The 15,623-nt window shown below is 69.9% G+C and carries 14 protein-coding genes; 13 read left to right on the top strand and 1 reads right to left on the bottom strand.

All coding sequences use genetic code 11. The features are described 5' to 3' along the window. Window positions 1-72: 72 nt before the first annotated feature. The 13 genes from EIK80_RS04430 (at window position 73) to EIK80_RS04490 (ending at window position 14,409) form a co-directional block, all read left to right on the top strand. Window positions 73-1,008, top strand: coding sequence for a DnaJ C-terminal domain-containing protein (locus EIK80_RS04430; RefSeq protein WP_125155733.1), 936 nt, complete (start codon window positions 73-75; stop codon window positions 1,006-1,008). Window positions 1,009-1,153: 145 nt separating this feature from the next. Next, entirely contained in the window at window positions 1,154-1,480 is a 327-nt protein-coding gene (locus tag EIK80_RS04435; protein WP_125155734.1) for a PepSY domain-containing protein, read from the top strand. 20 nt (window positions 1,481-1,500) lie between these two features. Continuing rightward, entirely contained in the window at window positions 1,501-2,178 is a 678-nt protein-coding gene (locus EIK80_RS04440) for a response regulator transcription factor (protein WP_125155735.1), read from the top strand. Between the two features lie 3 nt (window positions 2,179-2,181). Further along, window positions 2,182-3,561, top strand: coding sequence for an ATP-binding protein (locus EIK80_RS04445; protein WP_125155736.1), 1,380 nt, complete (start codon window positions 2,182-2,184; stop codon window positions 3,559-3,561). Window positions 3,562-3,761: 200 nt separating this feature from the next. Then, a complete protein-coding gene (locus EIK80_RS04450) occupies window positions 3,762-5,093 on the top strand; it encodes a hypothetical protein (protein ID WP_199743371.1) in 1,332 nt (443 codons plus the stop codon). 75 nt (window positions 5,094-5,168) lie between these two features. Continuing rightward, complete coding sequence (gene ccmI, locus EIK80_RS04455) at window positions 5,169-6,275, top strand: c-type cytochrome biogenesis protein CcmI (RefSeq protein ID WP_125155737.1); 1,107 nt, start codon at window positions 5,169-5,171, stop codon at window positions 6,273-6,275. After that, entirely contained in the window at window positions 6,272-6,775 is a 504-nt protein-coding gene (ccmE, locus tag EIK80_RS04460; protein WP_125155738.1) for a cytochrome c maturation protein CcmE, read from the top strand. The genes ccmI and ccmE overlap by 4 nt, the downstream gene beginning before the upstream one ends. Next, a complete protein-coding gene (locus EIK80_RS04465) occupies window positions 6,772-8,754 on the top strand; it encodes a heme lyase CcmF/NrfE family subunit (protein ID WP_125155739.1) in 1,983 nt (660 codons plus the stop codon). Before ccmE ends, EIK80_RS04465 begins: the two co-directional genes overlap by 4 nt. Next, window positions 8,751-9,203, top strand: a complete 453-nt coding sequence (locus tag EIK80_RS04470) for a cytochrome c-type biogenesis protein (protein ID WP_125155740.1) — start codon at window positions 8,751-8,753, stop codon at window positions 9,201-9,203. Before EIK80_RS04465 ends, EIK80_RS04470 begins: the two co-directional genes overlap by 4 nt. Window positions 9,204-9,348: 145 nt before the next feature. After that, window positions 9,349-10,923, top strand: a complete 1,575-nt coding sequence (locus EIK80_RS04475; protein ID WP_125155741.1) for a Do family serine endopeptidase — start codon at window positions 9,349-9,351, stop codon at window positions 10,921-10,923. A gap of 188 nt (window positions 10,924-11,111) precedes the next feature. Beyond that, complete coding sequence (gene uczR, locus EIK80_RS04480; protein WP_125155742.1) at window positions 11,112-11,783, top strand: two-component system response regulator UczR; 672 nt, start codon at window positions 11,112-11,114, stop codon at window positions 11,781-11,783. Window positions 11,784-11,816: 33 nt separating this feature from the next. After that, window positions 11,817-13,223, top strand: a complete 1,407-nt coding sequence (gene uczS, locus EIK80_RS04485; protein ID WP_125155743.1) for a two-component system sensor histidine kinase UczS — start codon at window positions 11,817-11,819, stop codon at window positions 13,221-13,223. A gap of 49 nt (window positions 13,224-13,272) precedes the next feature. Continuing rightward, window positions 13,273-14,409 (top strand): low specificity L-threonine aldolase, encoded by a 1,137-nt coding sequence (locus tag EIK80_RS04490; RefSeq protein ID WP_125155744.1) that lies wholly within the window; start codon window positions 13,273-13,275, stop codon window positions 14,407-14,409. A gap of 135 nt (window positions 14,410-14,544) precedes the next feature. Here the strand turns inward: EIK80_RS04490 and EIK80_RS04495 are convergent, their stop codons facing one another. Next, window positions 14,545-15,435, bottom strand: a complete 891-nt coding sequence (locus EIK80_RS04495) for a M56 family metallopeptidase (protein ID WP_125155745.1) — start codon at window positions 15,433-15,435, stop codon at window positions 14,545-14,547. Window positions 15,436-15,623: the final 188 nt, after the last annotated feature.

The raw sequence follows: 15,623 nt of genomic DNA on the forward strand, positions 1-15,623 counted from the left end.
GCTGGACGTTCTAGATGGAGGGCGGTAACCCAACCTCCCGTTTCTTGGGCCTATTTCTGCAGAGGATACTCCTTGGCGCGCGACCCCTATCAGGAACTCGGCGTTTCCCGCACCGCGACCGCGGACGAGATCCGCAAGGCGTTCCGCAAGCTCGCCAAGCAGCATCACCCGGACGCCAATCCGGGGGACAAGAAGGCGGAAGAGAAGTTCAAGCAGGTCAGCGCCGCCTTCGACATCGTCGGCGACGCCGAGAAGCGCAAGAAGTTCGACCTGGGCCAGATCGACGCCGACGGTCGCGAGACCATGCGCGGCTTCGGCGGCCAGCCCGGCAACGGCCCGTTCAACGCCGGCGGCTTCGGTCGCGGCGGCTTCCACCGGGACGAGGGGCCGGAGATCGACCTCTCGGACCTGTTCGGCGGCATGTTCGGCGGCGCCCAGGCCGGCGGACGCGGCCCGTTCGGCGGCGGGGCCGCGGGCGGCTTCTCGTCCAGGGGCGCGGACATCAAGGCCCGTCTCGACATCGACCTGGAAGACGCCATCAAGGGCGGCAAGAAGCGCGTGGCCTTCTCGGACGGCCGCACGATCGACGTCACCATCCCGACCGGCGCCCAGGAAGGCCAGACTCTGCGTCTGAAGGGCCAGGGCAGTCCGGGCCGCGGCGGCCAGGGCGACGCGCTGATCGAGCTCTCGATCAAGCCGCACCCGATCTATCGCCGCGAGGGCGACGCCCTGGTCATGGACCTGCCGATCTCGATCCCCGACGCGGTGCTGGGCGGCAAGGTCGAGGCCCCGACCCCGGACGGCAATGTGATGCTGAACGTGCCCAAGGGCAGCAACAGCGGCCAGACGCTTCGCCTGAAGGGCCGCGGCATGCCCGACGCCAAGGGCAAGCGCGGCGACCTGCTGGCCAAGCTGGTGGTGACCCTGCCGGAGACGGTCGACCCGGACCTGGAAAAGTTCGCCCAGGCCTGGCGGGATCAGAAGCCCTACACGCCGAAGCGGAAGTAGGCGACTGATCGCGATGCGACCGGTCGCGACGGAACTTGGCCGCGTCGTTCGTTCCAGGCGTGTCCGGTCGTGACAGAACGTCGCAGCCCGTTCATAACCCGGACGTTCAGTCTCCATTCAGCCGCGACCCGTTAGACCGGAGAGCATGAAAACGATCCGCGCCATCATCGTCGCCGCCGCGCTGGCCGCAGCCCTACCGGGCGCGGCGTGGGCGCAGCGTCATGACCGAGGTCCCGACTCGCTGGGCGCCGACTGGCGCGCGCAGTCGGACCAGGCCCGGGGCGGCGTGCAGTCGGGCCAGCTGGTGCCGCTGTCGCGGGTGATCGACATGATCGGCCGCCGCGTGCCCGGCCGCGTGCTGGACGCCGGCCTGGAAGGCTCGAACTATCGCGTGCGCTGGGCCGCCGCCGACGGCCGCCGCATCGACTTCATCGTCGACGCGCGCACCGGCCAGATCCTGAGCGGCGGCTAGATAGGGTTTAGGAGTCTTCCATGCGTATCCTGCTCGTCGAGGACGATCCCGACCTGTCGCGTCAGCTGAAACTGACCCTGGGCGACGCCGGCTACGCCGTCGACCACGCCCCGGACGGCGAGGAAGCCCAGTTCCTGGGCGAGACCGAGCCCTATGACGCGGTGATCCTCGACCTGGGCCTGCCCAAGGTGGACGGGGTGTCGGTGCTGGAGCGCTGGCGCCGCGGCAATGTCGCCACGCCGGTGCTGATCCTGACCGCGCGCGGCGCCTGGAGCGACAAGGTCGCCGGCTTCGACGCCGGGGCAGACGACTACCTGGCCAAGCCGTTCCACACCGAGGAGCTGCTGGCCCGTCTGCGCGCCCTGCTGCGCCGCTCGGCCGGCCACGCCGCGCCGTCGCTGTCGTGCGGCGCGCTGCGCCTGGACCCCCGCGCGGCCCGCGCCAGCGTCAACGGCGAGCCGCTGCGCCTGACCTCTCTGGAATACCGCCTGCTGCACTACATGATGATGCACCAGGGCCGGGTGATCGGCCGCACCGAGCTGGTCGAGCACCTGTACGATCAGGACTTCGACCGCGACAGCAACACCATCGAGGTGTTCATCGGCCGTCTGCGCAAGAAGCTGGGCGCCGATCGGATCGAGACCGTCCGGGGCCTGGGCTATCGCCTGGCGCCGCTGCCCGGGGAAGAGGCCGCCTAAACCTTGCTGGACCTGCGCCGCCGTTCGCTGGTCCGCCGCCTGGTCCTGATCGCCGGGATCTGGACCCTGCTGGTCGTGCTGATCGCCGGGGTGTTCCTGACCGCCCAGTTCCGCAGCGCCGCCATCCGGCGCTTCGACCAGTCGCTGGCCGTGCTGACCGACGACCTCTATGCCGGCTCGACCGTCGAGGACGGCCAGTTGCGCGCGCCCGTGCTGACCGACATCCGCGCCACCCGCGCCTATTCCGGCCGCTACTGGGTGATCCTGGACAAGTCGCCGGAGGGGGCGATGCGGCCGGTCGAGCGTTCGCGCTCGCTGTTCGACAGCGACCTGATGCTGTCGTCCAAGCAGATCGACCGGCTGGACGCCGCCCCGGGCCAGACCCAGTACTTCAACATGCGCGGTCCGCAGGACAAGCCGCTGCGCGCCGCCGCCATCCTGGCCCGCCTGCCGGGCTATGCCGACCCGGTGGTGTTCCTGGCCGCGGAGGACCGCACGCCGATCGACGCCGACGCCGACCGCTTCGCCGGGGTCACGGCCATCGCCCTGACGATCCTGGCTGGCGGCCTGGTGCTGGCGACGGTGGTGCAGGTGCGGTTCGGCCTCACGCCGCTGTTCCGCCTCCGCCGCGAGGTGGCCGCCGTGCGCCGCGGCAAGGCCGAACGGGTCGACGGGGTCTATCCGGAGGAGCTGGAGCCGCTGGCTGTCGAGCTGAACGCCCTCCTGGCCCATAACCAGGAGGTCGTCGAGCGCCAGCGCACCCACGTGGGCAACCTGGCCCACGCCCTGAAGACGCCGCTGTCGGTGATGCTGACCGAGGCCTCCCAGCAGCCCGGCCAGCTGGCCGAGGTGGTCGAGCGTCAGGCCCAGACCATGCGCGAGCAGGTCGACCACCATCTGCGCCGGGCCCGGGCCGCCGCCCGCTCGCAGACCTCGGGCGAACGCACGCCGGTCGAGCCGATCCTGGACGAGCTGGCCGTGACCCTGGAGCGGATCTTCCAGGACAAGGGTGTCGAGATCGACTGGCGCTGCCCAGAGGACCTCTGCTTCCAGGGCGAGAAGCAGGACTTCATGGAGCTGGCGGGCAATGTGATGGAAAACGCCGGCAAGTGGTGCAAGGGCCGGATCCGCGCCGAGGCCGCGCCGTCGGGCGAGGCGCGGATGCTGCTGACCGTGGACGACGACGGTCCCGGCCTGCCGCCCGAGGAGCGCGCCCAGGCCCTCAAGCGAGGGCAGAGACTCGACGAGAACGCGCCCGGATCTGGCTTGGGCCTGTCGATCGTCGATGAATTGACCCGCGCCTATGGCGGATCGGTGCTGCTTGGTGAATCGCCCATGGGCGGATTGCGGGTGCGCCTGGACCTTCCCAGGGCCGAAACCTAACTTCCGGTTGCGTTCAATTGTTACGAGGCGGGCCTGCCATGCACGCGATACCCGTGGCCTAAACTTCTGGTGGATAAAGGCTTTCAAACCGGGACACGCGGTCGCGCCCGGGGTGAATTTTTCACGATTTCGGAAATCCTTAACCTCGTTCCGAACATGGTTGACGCCTGTCGGAATCGGTTTCTCCGACACGGGGGACCATGGCCGCCATCGCCGCGCATAAATTGCAGATCATCCGGACGCTGGTGGAAACCGCTCCGGACGCGGCGCTGCGCAGCCTGGAGCTGGCGTTGTCGAGCGCCGGCGCGACCGGTTCCCTGGCCGCCGTGCGCGGCCTGGTCGAGGACGAAACCGCCCAACGCTTCATCCGCAACAATATCCTCGGCCCCATCGTGCCGCTGTGCGCCAAGCGCCGCGAGGGCCAGATCCAGTTCCCCTCGGCGGTGCTGCCGCGGCTGTGGCGGGCCCTGAGAGCCGTGTCCCCGTCGCGGGTCGAGGAGGCCGCCGCCAAGTGCAATCCGTGGGATCTCGAACAGGGCGTGCCCGACGTGTTCGACGATCTCTGCCGGGCCGCCGCCGCCGGTCTGCGCGATCCCGAGAACGCCGCCTTCGACAGCGTGCGCTCGATCTGCGACCCCGAGCAGCTGGCCATGTGCCTGCAACTGTCGGCCATCACCCGCTCGTGCCTGCCCAAGCTGTCGGAGTGGGTCAGCCGCATGTCGGACGAGCGCGCCGCCGCCGCGCGCCTGGCCTATCGCGACGCCTGCCGGATCAGCGATGACGCCGGCCCCCTGATGCTGGACATCCTCTCGGCCCACCTGCCCGACGACTGGCGCATCCTGCGCGTGATCTCGGCGGTCATGGACCGCCCCAGCGACCGCTACCTGGCCTCGTCGGAGGTCAAGGCGTTCGGCGAGCGCGTGCTGGCCGAGATCGACGCCGCCATCGTCCAGGTCGAGACCTTCAACTTTTCGGACGGCGAGCGCGCCGGCCGCGCGGCCGCGCAGGCCGCCCACAAGGTCCAGCTGCAGATCGCGGAGTTCCAGCAGTCGGTCGACGTCGCCAAGGACGGACCGTGGGGCAAGCGCCTGGCGCGGCACAAGCAGGCGATGGCCAAGGCGTGCGAGCAGCGCATGGACCAGGCCGACAGGACGCTGGAAGCGGCCCTGCCGCTGCGGTCGCTGTCGATGCTGTCCAAGAAGGGCAGCAAGGGCGCGGCCAAGCTGACCGACGAGCCGGACGAGGCGATGATCCGCCGCGCCCAGTCGGCGCTGGCCTTCATCGCCGAGCTGCGCGCGTGCGCCGACAAGGCCGGTTACGGCAGTTCGCGCAACAAGGTCCTGGAAAAGCTGAACAGCCGCCTGGATCCCTATATCGAGGACGTCCTCCACGTCGCCCGCACGGGCGACGGCGGTGACGCGGGGCTGGCCGTGAAGTACCTGGACATCGCCGCCGGCTTTATCGCCTACACCCGAGACGACAAGACCGCCGAGATCGTGCGACGCCGCGCGGCGGCGGCCATCGCGGCCTGACAAACCGGGGCTTTCGACCGCCCTTACGCACTTTTCCTACTAACGGCGAACGCGGGAACAGGCTACCACGCGGCCATGATCGCTTTCTGGATCGCCGCGGCGGGGCTGTCGGTCGCGACGGCGGGGCTGGTGCTGCGGGGCGCGGCGCGCGCCCGGCCCGTCGACGACGCTCAGGCCCGGCTTGAACCGCATCGCCGCCGCCTGGCCGAGGTCGAGCGCCTGGCCATAGACGGCCTGCTGGCCGAAACCGAACTCAAGGCCGCCCGCGCCGAGGCGGGACGCGGCCTGCTGGCCGCCGCCGACCAGACCGAGACCTGGGAGCGCGACGGCGCCGGCCCCCGCAAGGCGGTGGTGATCGCCGTCGGCGCGGCCTGCGTGGCCGCCGTCGGCCTCTATGTGACCGTGGGCAAGCCGGAAATGGCCGACCAGCCCTACGCCAAGCGCGTGGCCGCGTGGAAGGCCGCCGATCCGGCCACGCTGGAGCCCGCCAAGATCGCCGCCGTGCTGGAAGGCGTCGCCGCCGACCGGCCGACCGATCCCGAGCCGCTGGTGTTCCTGGCCAAGGCCCGCGCCGCCGCTGGCGACCTGCCCGGGGCCGAGGCCGCCCTGCGCAGGGCCGTGCGCCTGGCGCCCAAGCGCGGCGATCTCTGGAGCCTGTTGGGCGAGACCTTCGTCGTGGAGGCCAAGGGGCAGGTCGGCGCCGACGCCAAGCTGGCCTTCGGCGAGGCGCTGAAGGTCGCCCCGAACGACATCCGCGCCCACTACTACCTTGGCCGCGGCAGGATCGCCGACGGCGACGTGGCCGGCGGTCTCGCCGACTGGCGCGCCGTGGTCTCCAGCCTGCCGGCCAACGATCCGGGCCGGACGGCGCTGGGCCAGGAAATCGCCCAGGTCGAGGCTCTGGGCCGCCTGCCCAGCGACCAGCCGGCCGCCGACGCCAATCCCCAGGTCCAGGGCATGATCGTGGGCATGGTCGAGGGCCTGGCCGCGCGTCTGGCCCAGTCGCCCGACGATCCCGAAGGCTGGGTCCGCCTGGTCCGCGCCTACGCCGTGCTCGGCGAGAGCGCCAAGCGCGACGCCGCCCTGGCCTCGGCCACCGCCCGTTTCAAGGATCAGCCCAAGGTGCTGTCGGCCCTGCGCCAGGCCGCCGACACGCCCGCTCAGAAGACCGTCCAGCCATGAGTTTCTGGCCCAAATCCCGCAAGGCGCGCCGTCGCCTGACCATCCTGCTGGCCGTCGCGCCGGTGCTGGCCCTCGCCGTGGGCCTGGCCCTCTATGGCCTGCGCGACAGCATCTCGCTGTTCTACACGCCGGCCCAGGCCAAGGAGGCCCATGTCGCCCCCGGCCGCAAGGTGCAGCTGGGCGGCCTGGTTCAGCACGGCAGCGTGGTCAAGCACCCCGGCGGCGACGTCGAGTTCGTGGTGGCCGACCAGCGCGCCACGGCCAAGGTGAGCTACCACGGCGACCTGCCGGACCTGTTCCGCGAAGGGCAGGGGATCGTCGCCGAGGGGACGTTCAACGACAGCGGCGTCTTCGTCGCCAAGCAGGTGCTGGCCAAGCACGACGAGCGCTACATGCCGCGCGACGTCGCCAAGGCGCTGAAGAAGCAGGGCGAGTGGCGCGGCGAGGGCGCGCCCCCGCCGAACTATGGCGCGCCCGCCTACGGAAAACCGACCACATGATCGTCGAACTGGGCGCCTTCGCCCTGATCCTGTCGCTGATGCTGTCGGTCGCCCAGACGGGACTGTCGGCCGTGGGCGGCGCGCGGCGTTCGCCCGTCCTGGCCGGGGCCGGACGCGGCGCGGCGGTGGCGACCTTCGTGGCCGTGGCCTTGGCCTTCGCGGCCTTGATCCACGCCTTCGTGGTGTCGGACTTCTCCGTCGCCAATGTGGCCAACAACTCCCACACCGCCAAGCCGATGCTCTACAAGGTGGCCGGGGCCTGGGGCAGCCATGAGGGCTCGATGCTGCTGTGGTGCCTGGTTCTGACCGGGTATGGCGCGGCCATGGCCTTCTTCGGCGACAGCCTGCCGCCGCGCCTGCGCGCCTACGCCATCGCCATCCAGGGCGCGCTGGGCGTGCTGTTCCTGGCCTATACGGTGTTCGCCTCGAACCCGATGGAGCGCCTGCTGGACCCGCCGGTCGAGGGGCGCTCGCTCAATCCGTTGCTGCAGGACCCGGCGCTGGCCTTCCACCCGCCGTTCCTCTACGCCGGCTATGTCGGCTTCTCGGTGGTCTATTCGCTGTCGCTGGCGGCCCTGATCGAGGGCCGGATCGATGCGGCCTGGGCCCGCTGGGTGCGACCCTGGACCCTGGCGGCCTGGAGCCTGCTGACCGTCGGCATCACGCTCGGCGCCTTCTGGGCCTATTACGAACTGGGCTGGGGCGGCTGGTGGTTCTGGGACCCGGTCGAGAACGCCAGCTTCATGCCGTGGCTGATCGGCGCGGCCCTGCTGCACTCGGCCATCGTCACCGAGAAGCGCGGGGCGCTGCCGGGCTGGACGGCGTTCCTGGCCCTGGCGGCCTTCACCTTCTCGATGCTGGGCGCCTTCCTGGTGCGCTCGGGCGTGCTGACCAGCGTCCACGCCTTCGCCGTCGACCCGACGCGCGGCGTGCTGCTGCTGATCATGATGGGCGTCGCGGCCGGCGCGGGCTTCCTGCTGTTCGGCCTGCGGGCCGGCAGCCTCAATCCTGGCGGCCAGTTCCGCCCCGTCAGTCGCGAGAGCGCCATCGTGTTGAACAACATCCTGCTGTCGACGGCGACGGCGGTGGTGCTGTTGGGCACGCTCTATCCGCTGATCCGCGAGGCCATGGACGGCGAGGCCGTCTCGGTCGGCGCGCCGTTCTTCAACCTGACCTTCGTGCCGCTGATGATCCTGGCGTTCTGCGTCCTGCCGGCCGGGCCGCTGCTGGCCTGGAAGCGTGGCGACGCCAAGGGCGTGGCCCGCAAGCTCTGGACCGTGCTGGCCGCCGCCGCCGCGCTGGGCCTGATCGCCTACGGTATCGTCCAGCCGCGCAAGGCCCTGGCCAGCGGCGGCCTGGTCGTCGGCTTCTGGCTGCTGGGCGGGGCGCTGCTGGAGATGGGCGAGCGCCTGAAGCTGCTGCGCGTCCCCTTCGCCGAGAGCGCGCGCCGCGCCCGAGGCCTGCCGCGCGGCGCCTGGGGCACGACCCTGGCCCACGCCGGCCTGGGCGTCTTCGTTCTGGGCGCGTCGTTCGAGACCGCCTGGCGGGTCGAAGCGGCCCAGGCCCTGAGCCTCAACGACAGCCACGCCCTGGGCGCCTACACCCTGACCCTGACCGATGTCGGCACGGTCGAGGGGCCGAACTACCTGGCCGAACGCGGGATCGTGAAGATCACCGACAAGGCCGGCCGTGAAATCTGCCACGCCGAGCCCGAGCGCCGCTTCTATCCGACCGGGTCCCAGACCACCTCGGAGGTCGCCATCTGCCCGCGCGTGCTGGACGACATCTATGTCGTGCTGGGCGAGCGCCGGGCGGGCGAGGGCGGCAAGCCGGCCTGGCTGGTGCGCGCCTATGTGAACCCGTGGGTGCGGCTGATCTTCCTGGGGCCGCTGATCATGGCCCTGGGCGGGGCCGTGTCGCTCTCCGATCGCCGGGTGCGCCTGGGCGTTGGCCGTCGCGCCGGCGAGGTCGTGTCGTGAGCCGCGTCCGAGCCCTGCTGGTGGCCCTGGCCGCCGTCGCCCTGATGGGCAGCGCCTCGGAACCCAGCGAGCGTCTGCCCGATCCGGCGCAGGAGGCCCGCGCCCGCGTCCTCTTCAAGGAAGTGCGCTGCCTGGTCTGTCAGAACGAGTCGATCGACGACTCCGAGGCCCAGTTGGCCGGCGACCTGCGACGAATTGTCCGCGAACAGGTCAAGGCGGGCCGCAGCGATGGCGAGATCCGCGCGTTTCTTGTGCAGCGTTATGGTGAGTTCGTGCTGCTGAAGCCGCGCTTTTCCGCTGGCAATGCAGCGCTTTGGCTGGCGCCGGTCGGGGTTCTGCTGGTGGGCGGAGTCCTGATGGTCGGCCTGCTGCGGCGTCGGCGGACGGTCGAGACAGAGCTGTCGCGGGAAGAAGAAGACCGCGTCGCCAGGTTGCTGCAAGACGATTGACACGATTGCGCCGAAATGGAGCCGCAAGAAGCGGGCTCCAATGACGCGAAGGTAATCCGAGAACCATTGCACCTTTCGCCGTCACGACTAGGTTCTCAGATCCAAAGGGACCGCGCGTAGGACGCGCGGGTGAGGAAAGCAGAGAATGACCGCTAGGAAGTCGGGTTTCGTTGTGGGCGCCATCGCTGGCGCGGGCGTGGCTTGCGCCGCTCTGGCCGGTGTGGGGATGCGCATGGGAACGGCGGCCGCCGAGGCCCCGGTGGCCCGTCCGTCGATGACGGGCGCGCCGACCTTCGCGCCGCCGCCGGGCGCGCCGATGTCGTTCGCCGACATCTTCGAGAAGGTTTCGCCCGCGGTCGTCCAGATCAACGTGACCTCCAAGGCCTCGCCGCAGGGTCTGCGCATTCCGGGTCTGGAAGGTTTCGACATCGTGCCGCGCGGCCAGAAGGGCAAGCCGGGCCAGGACGGAGAGGACGGCGACTCGCCGGCCACGCCGAAGCAGCAGTCGGCGGGCTCGGGCTTCTTCATCTCGGCCGACGGCTACATCGTCACCAACAACCACGTCGTGGCCGACGCCGACGACATCCAGGTGGTGATGAAGGACGGCCGCGAGCTGAAGGCCACCCTGGTCGGCCGCGACGAAGGCACGGACTTGGCGGTGGTCAAGGTCATCGACCCCAAGGCCAAGGGCGCGGACTTTCCGTATGTGAACTTCGAGAACCAGGCCAAGCCGCGGGTCGGCGACTGGGTCATCACCATCGGCAACCCGTTCGGCCTGGGCGGCACGGCCACGGCCGGCATCATTTCGGCCTATGGTCGTGACCTGGGCGACAACACCTCGTCGTTCGTCAACTACATCCAGATCGACGCGCCCATCAACCGGGGCAACTCGGGCGGTCCGTCGTTCGACATCTACGGCCGGGTGATCGGCGTCAACAGCGCCATCTACTCGCCGTCGGGCGGCTCGGTCGGCATCGGCTTCGCCATTCCGGCGGACATCGCCGAGGCCACCGCCAAGCAACTGATCTCGGGCGGCAAGGTCGTTCGCGGCTATATCGGCGTCACCATCCAGGACTTCAGCGCCGAGTCGGCCGAGGCCCTGGGCCTGAAGGACGTGAAGGGCGCGATCGTCGCCGAGCTGGTCCCGGGCGGTCCCGCCGCCAAGGCCGGCCTGCTGCCGGACGACATCCTGACGGGCGTCAACGGCGTGACGATCGCCAACCGCTCGGAGCTGACCCGCGAAGTGGCCAAGGCCCGTCCGGGCGAGAGCATCAAGATGTCGATCATCCGTGACGGCAAGCCGCGCGTGATCGACGTCAAGTCGGGCACCCGTCCGGCCGAGAACGCCCTGGGCCTGAACGACGACGATCAGGATCAGGACGGCGGGGCCGCCCCGACCCCGGACAAGCCGGTCAGCCAGAAGGTCGACGCCCTGGGCCTGACCCTCGGCCCGATCGATCCGGCCTCGCGCCAGACCTACAAGATCGACAGCGAGATCAAGGGCCTGTTGATCACTGGCGTGAAGGGCGACAGCGACGCCGGCGAGAAGGGTCTGGCCAAGGGCGACGTGCTAGCCAACATCAACGGTGCGGCGGTGAACAGCGTCGTCGACGTCAACAACGCCGTGGCCTCGGCCAAGAAGGCCGGCCGCAACAGCGTTCTGGTCAAGGTGATCCGCCAGAACCGCCCGGTCTTCGTGCCGCTGAAGATCGCGCCGTAAGTTGAACGCTTAACTTCGAATGTCATGGCCCCGCTTCGAGAAATCGGAGCGGGGCTTTTTCTGTCCAAGGTTTAAGTTACGGCGCTCGCCGAAACCGCTATTGCAAGAGCAACTATCGCGCGATGCGCGGAATCGGGGGAACGTCGATCGTTCCGCCATTCCGCCTGAGCGCATGAGGGGCTCTGACGATGCGTATTCTGATTATCGAGGACGACCTGGAGGCCGCCGCCGCCATGGCGCATGGCCTGACGGAGGCTGGTTACGACGTCCAGCACGCGCCCGACGGCGAGGCCGGCCTGGGCGAGGCCCAGAAGGGCGGCTATGACGTGCTGGTCGTCGACCGCATGATGCCCAAGATGGATGGCGTCACCGTCGTCGAGACCCTGCGCCGCGAGGGCGACCAGACGCCAGTGCTGTTCCTGTCGGCCCTGGGCGAGGTCAATGACCGCGTGGTGGGTCTGAAGGCCGGCGCCGACGACTATCTGGTCAAGCCCTACGCCTTCCCGGAGCTGATGGCCCGCGTCGAGGCCCTGTCGCGCCGCCGCGAGACCGGCGCCGTGGCCACGACCCTGAAGGTCGGCGAGCTGGAGATGAACCTGATCAACCGGACGGTTCACCGCCAGGGCAAGGAGATCGACCTGCAGCCGCGCGAATTCCAGCTGCTGGAATTCATGATGCGCCACGCCGGCCAGTCGGTGACCCGCACCATGCTGCTGGAGAAGGTCTGGGAATACCACTTCGACCCGCAGACCAATGTCATCGACGTGCACATCTCGCGCCTGCGCAGCAAGATCGACAAGGGCTTCGACCGGGCCATGCTGCAGACCGTGCGCGGCGCGGGCTACCGGCTCGATCCGTAGGAGACAGGCGGCGACATAGCCGCCGGACCCGCCATGCGTCTGCCGCGCCTTCTCCGCACCACGCCGTTCCGGCTGACCCTGCTGTTCCTGGCCCTGTTCGCGGCGGCCGCCAGCGCCTTCCTGGGCTACATCTACGTGGCCACGGCGGGCGAGGTGAACCGCCGGGCCCAGGCCGAGATCAGCCGCGAGTTCGAGAGCCTAGAGGCGGCCTATCGCCAGGGCGGCGTCGACGCCCTGAACCAGACCATCGTCGAACGGGCGACGGGCGAGAAGCCGTTCCTCTATTTCCTGGCCGACAAGACCGGCAAGCGCATCTCGGGCTCGATCGAGGAGTCTCCGGTCAGCGACTTCACCGGCGACGGCCCGCAGTGGGCCAGCTTCAAGGTGACCGAGACCGACCTCGACGGGGCCGAGGTCAAGGCGGCCGCGCGCGGGGTGCAGCAGCGCCTGGACCACGGCGAGATCCTGTTCGTCGGCGCCGATGTCGACGCCTCCGAAGCCTATGTCCGCAAGATCGTCCGGGCCCTGTGGGGCGCTGGGGCGCTGGTCATCCTGCTGGGCATGGCCGGGGGCGTCCTGATCAGCCGCAATGTCAGCCGCTCGATGCAGGGGCTGGTGGACGTGGTCAACGACGTCCGGGCCGGCGATCTGCACGCGCGCGCCAAGGTGCGCGGCACACGCGACGAGTATGACGAGCTGGCCGAGGGCCTGAACGACATGCTCGACCGCATCGAGCGCCTGATGGGCGGCCTGCGCCACGCCGGCGACGCCATCGCCCACGACCTGCGCTCGCCGCTCACCCGCCTGCGCGCCCGCATGGAGGTCGCCCTGATCGACGCCGAGAACGGCAAGGGCGATCCGGTGGCGGCGCTGGAGACCGCCCTGCAGGACGCCGACGGCGTGCTAAAGACGTTCAACGCCGTGCTGGCCATCGCCCGCCTGCAGGCCGCCGGCTCGGCGCCCGACCAGCGCGTTTTCGACGCCTCGGAACTGGCCAGCGACATGGCCGAGCTCTACGAATTCGCGTGCGAGGACAAGGGCCTGGACTTCAAGGCCGAGATCGTCCCGGCCCTGACCATCAAGGGCAACCGCGAGTTCCTGGCCCAGGCCTTGGCCAACCTGCTCGACAACGCCATCAAATATACGCCCGAGGGCGGGGCGATCATGCTGCGCGCGCGGCGCACCTCGTCCGGCGAACTGGAGTTCTCGGTCACCGACACGGGGCCGGGCGTGCCCGAGAGCGACCGCGCCCGCGTGGTCCAGCGCTTCGTGCGCCTGGAGAACAGCCGCAGCGAGCCCGGCGCGGGCCTGGGACTGTCGCTGGTCCAGGCTGTCGCCGCTTCGCACGGCGGACGGCTGGAGCTGTCGGAGGGGCCGGGCGAGTACAACGGCACGGGCCCGGGCCTCCGGGTGGCCCTGGTGCTGCCGCGGGTGGAATAGCGACGACGATGCTCCCCTGTCCGGGGAGGGCCTGAAAGAGGATAGCCGAATGGATCGCCGCCACTTCCTCGCTGGATCATTGCTCGGCGCCGTCGTCGCGCCGTCCGTGGCGCTGGCTCAGACGCAAGCCTCCCCGCCGCCGTTCCCGCCCGTTGACGCCAGGAGCGTCTGGCTGGTCGGCGACGGCGCGCCCTCCGACGCGGTCCGCACCGCCACCCGCCTGGCCGAGCTGGTCCAGAAGGGCAAGCCGCGCGACGGCTATCTCTCAGGCGGCGCGGTCGGCGAGCTGGAGACGCGGTTCGCCACGCTGCTGGGCAAGGAGGACTGCGCCTTCCTGCCCACGGGCACCCTGGCCAACCATGTCGCCGTGCGGATCCTGGCCGGCGACGCCACGCGGGTCATCGTCCAGCACGAGAGCCACCTCTATCGCGACGAGAGCGACGCCACTCAGCTGCTGTCCGGCCTGAACCTGGTCAACCTGGCCCCTGGCCGTGCGGGGCCGACGCTGGACGAGATCAAGGCCGCCGTCGACGAGGCCGAGAACGGGCCTTACCCGTTGCGGATCGGCGCGATCTCGCTGGAGAGCCCGGTGCGCCGCGCCCGTGGCGAACTGCTGGAGGTTTCGGCCCTGCGCGACATCGCCGCCTACGCCAAGGGCAAGGGCGTCCGCCTGCATCTGGACGGCGCGCGCCTGCTTCTGGCGCCACCCAGCTATGACGTGGCCGGCGCGGCGGCGTTGTTCGATACCGTCTACGTCTCGCTCTACAAGTATCTGGACGCGCCGTTCGGGGCGGTGCTGGCCGGTTCCAAGGCCGATATCGCCAAGGCCCGCGCCCTGCGCCACCAGTTCGGCGGCACGATCTATCAGGGCTGGGAGAGCGCTGTGCTGGCCCTGGCGGCGCTGGATGACTTTCAGGCTCGCCAGAAGGCCGCCTTCGCCACGGCCGACCAGGTGTTCGCCGCGCTGGAGAGGGCGGGCGCCGCCAGGCTGAAGCCCGCGCCGAACGCCTCGAACATCCGCCAGTTGGCCCTCAAGCCCAAGGCCGCCGAGGGCCTGTTCGACCGCATGCGCGTGGCCGGCGTGCGGCTGCCCAAGCCCGATAAGGACGGCGTTGTCGACTTCTGGATCAACGACACCATCAACCGCCGACCGGCCGAAGAGTATGTGAAGCTGTTCCTGGGCTAGAGTATTTTCCGATCCAAATGGATCGGTGAAATGCGCTAGCGCTCTGTTTTGAAGCGTTTTCTGAGGACGAACCGGCGTCCACTTCGTCGGAAAATGCTCTAGGGGCGGACCTGGTCGCGTCCTCCGGTCGATCGGTCAGCGGTTGGCCTGAACCCAGACGATCGCGCCGGTATAGGGATCGATCTCAGCGGCCATGCCGGGCCGCAAGTCGCCGGCGTTGGGCCCCCGCGGCGCCACGCTCCAGACGACGACCATGGCCGTGATCGCCAGGAAGGTCATCGTAAGGAAGCCGGCGATGTCCCGCGCCAGGCTGGGCTCCCGGCGGTTCAGCAGCGACACCCGCAGGATCAGCGGGTGAGTGGCCCAGCCGCAGGCCAGGGGCGAGACCGGCGCGTTCATCTGGACCTTCATCAGCGCCTTGGCGTAGTCGGCGCGGATGTCCGAGCGCAGGGCCACGACTGTGGCGTCGCAGGCCAGTTCCTGGTCGATGCGCACCAGGCCCGAGGCCAGATAGATCATCGGGTTGCACCAGCCCAGCACGCCGATCACGGCGACGACCAGGTTGGCGATCGGGTCGCCGCGATTGATGTGGGTGCGCTCGTGCAGGGTTATCATCTCGCGTTCGCGGGCGTCGAAGCGCTCGGCGAAGTCGGACGGCAGCACGATACGCGGCCACAGGGCGCCGACCACGGCCGGGCCCGCCTGGCCCTTATCGACGCGACGATGGAAGAGCCGCTCGCGGAGAACCAGCACCGCCGTCGCGATGCCGCAGCCGGCCAGCCACAGCAGCACGAGCTTTCCGGCCCAGGGGCCCCACGGACGGGCCGGGTCGCCGATCTCCATGGTCTCGGCCAGGCTGGGGAAGAACGCGGCGGCCGCGGCGGCCGGCACGATGGCCCACAGGCCGTAGGCGCGGCGCGGTCCGAACAGCCGGCGCGCCGACGGACGCAGGATGACGACGAGCAGCACCGCGGCGGCGGCGGCGATCTGAGCCCGGACCAGGGCGAGGGCGAAAAGCTCGATCATTGTCGGAGCGGTTCCTGCCGTTTCCTCCTTTGAATGGTTACAGCTGTAATTTTACTCGTCAAGCGATTGTGTTGGCTCGGCGCCCGCCCCGGCGTCGTCCCCGGCCTTTCGGGCGCCCAAGCCTCCGGCGTCTGGAAATAAACGCGTGTCGGGCCCCAGGAGAGGATGACCGCCGGGGCGGCTTCCGC

Source organism: Caulobacter sp. 602-1 (genome assembly GCF_003931565.1).
Taxonomy (GTDB): domain Bacteria; phylum Pseudomonadota; class Alphaproteobacteria; order Caulobacterales; family Caulobacteraceae; genus Caulobacter.

What these genes read in the sequence shown, in the direction of transcription:
- EIK80_RS04490 (WP_125155744.1), top strand. Translation starts at nt 13,273, where the DNA reads ATGGATCGCCGCCACTTCCTCGCTGGATCATTGCTCGGCGCCGTCGTC.
- EIK80_RS04450 (WP_199743371.1), top strand. Translation starts at nt 3,762, where the DNA reads ATGGCCGCCATCGCCGCGCATAAATTGCAGATCATCCGGACGCTGGTG.
- uczR (WP_125155742.1), top strand. Translation starts at nt 11,112, where the DNA reads ATGCGTATTCTGATTATCGAGGACGACCTGGAGGCCGCCGCCGCCATG.
- EIK80_RS04495 (WP_125155745.1), bottom strand. Translation starts at nt 15,435, where the DNA reads ATGATCGAGCTTTTCGCCCTCGCCCTGGTCCGGGCTCAGATCGCCGCC.
- EIK80_RS04435 (WP_125155734.1), top strand. Translation starts at nt 1,154, where the DNA reads ATGAAAACGATCCGCGCCATCATCGTCGCCGCCGCGCTGGCCGCAGCC.
- EIK80_RS04440 (WP_125155735.1), top strand. Translation starts at nt 1,501, where the DNA reads ATGCGTATCCTGCTCGTCGAGGACGATCCCGACCTGTCGCGTCAGCTG.
- uczS (WP_125155743.1), top strand. Translation starts at nt 11,817, where the DNA reads ATGCGTCTGCCGCGCCTTCTCCGCACCACGCCGTTCCGGCTGACCCTG.
- ccmE (WP_125155738.1), top strand. Translation starts at nt 6,272, where the DNA reads ATGAGTTTCTGGCCCAAATCCCGCAAGGCGCGCCGTCGCCTGACCATC.
- EIK80_RS04465 (WP_125155739.1), top strand. Translation starts at nt 6,772, where the DNA reads ATGATCGTCGAACTGGGCGCCTTCGCCCTGATCCTGTCGCTGATGCTG.
- ccmI (WP_125155737.1), top strand. Translation starts at nt 5,169, where the DNA reads ATGATCGCTTTCTGGATCGCCGCGGCGGGGCTGTCGGTCGCGACGGCG.
- EIK80_RS04475 (WP_125155741.1), top strand. Translation starts at nt 9,349, where the DNA reads ATGACCGCTAGGAAGTCGGGTTTCGTTGTGGGCGCCATCGCTGGCGCG.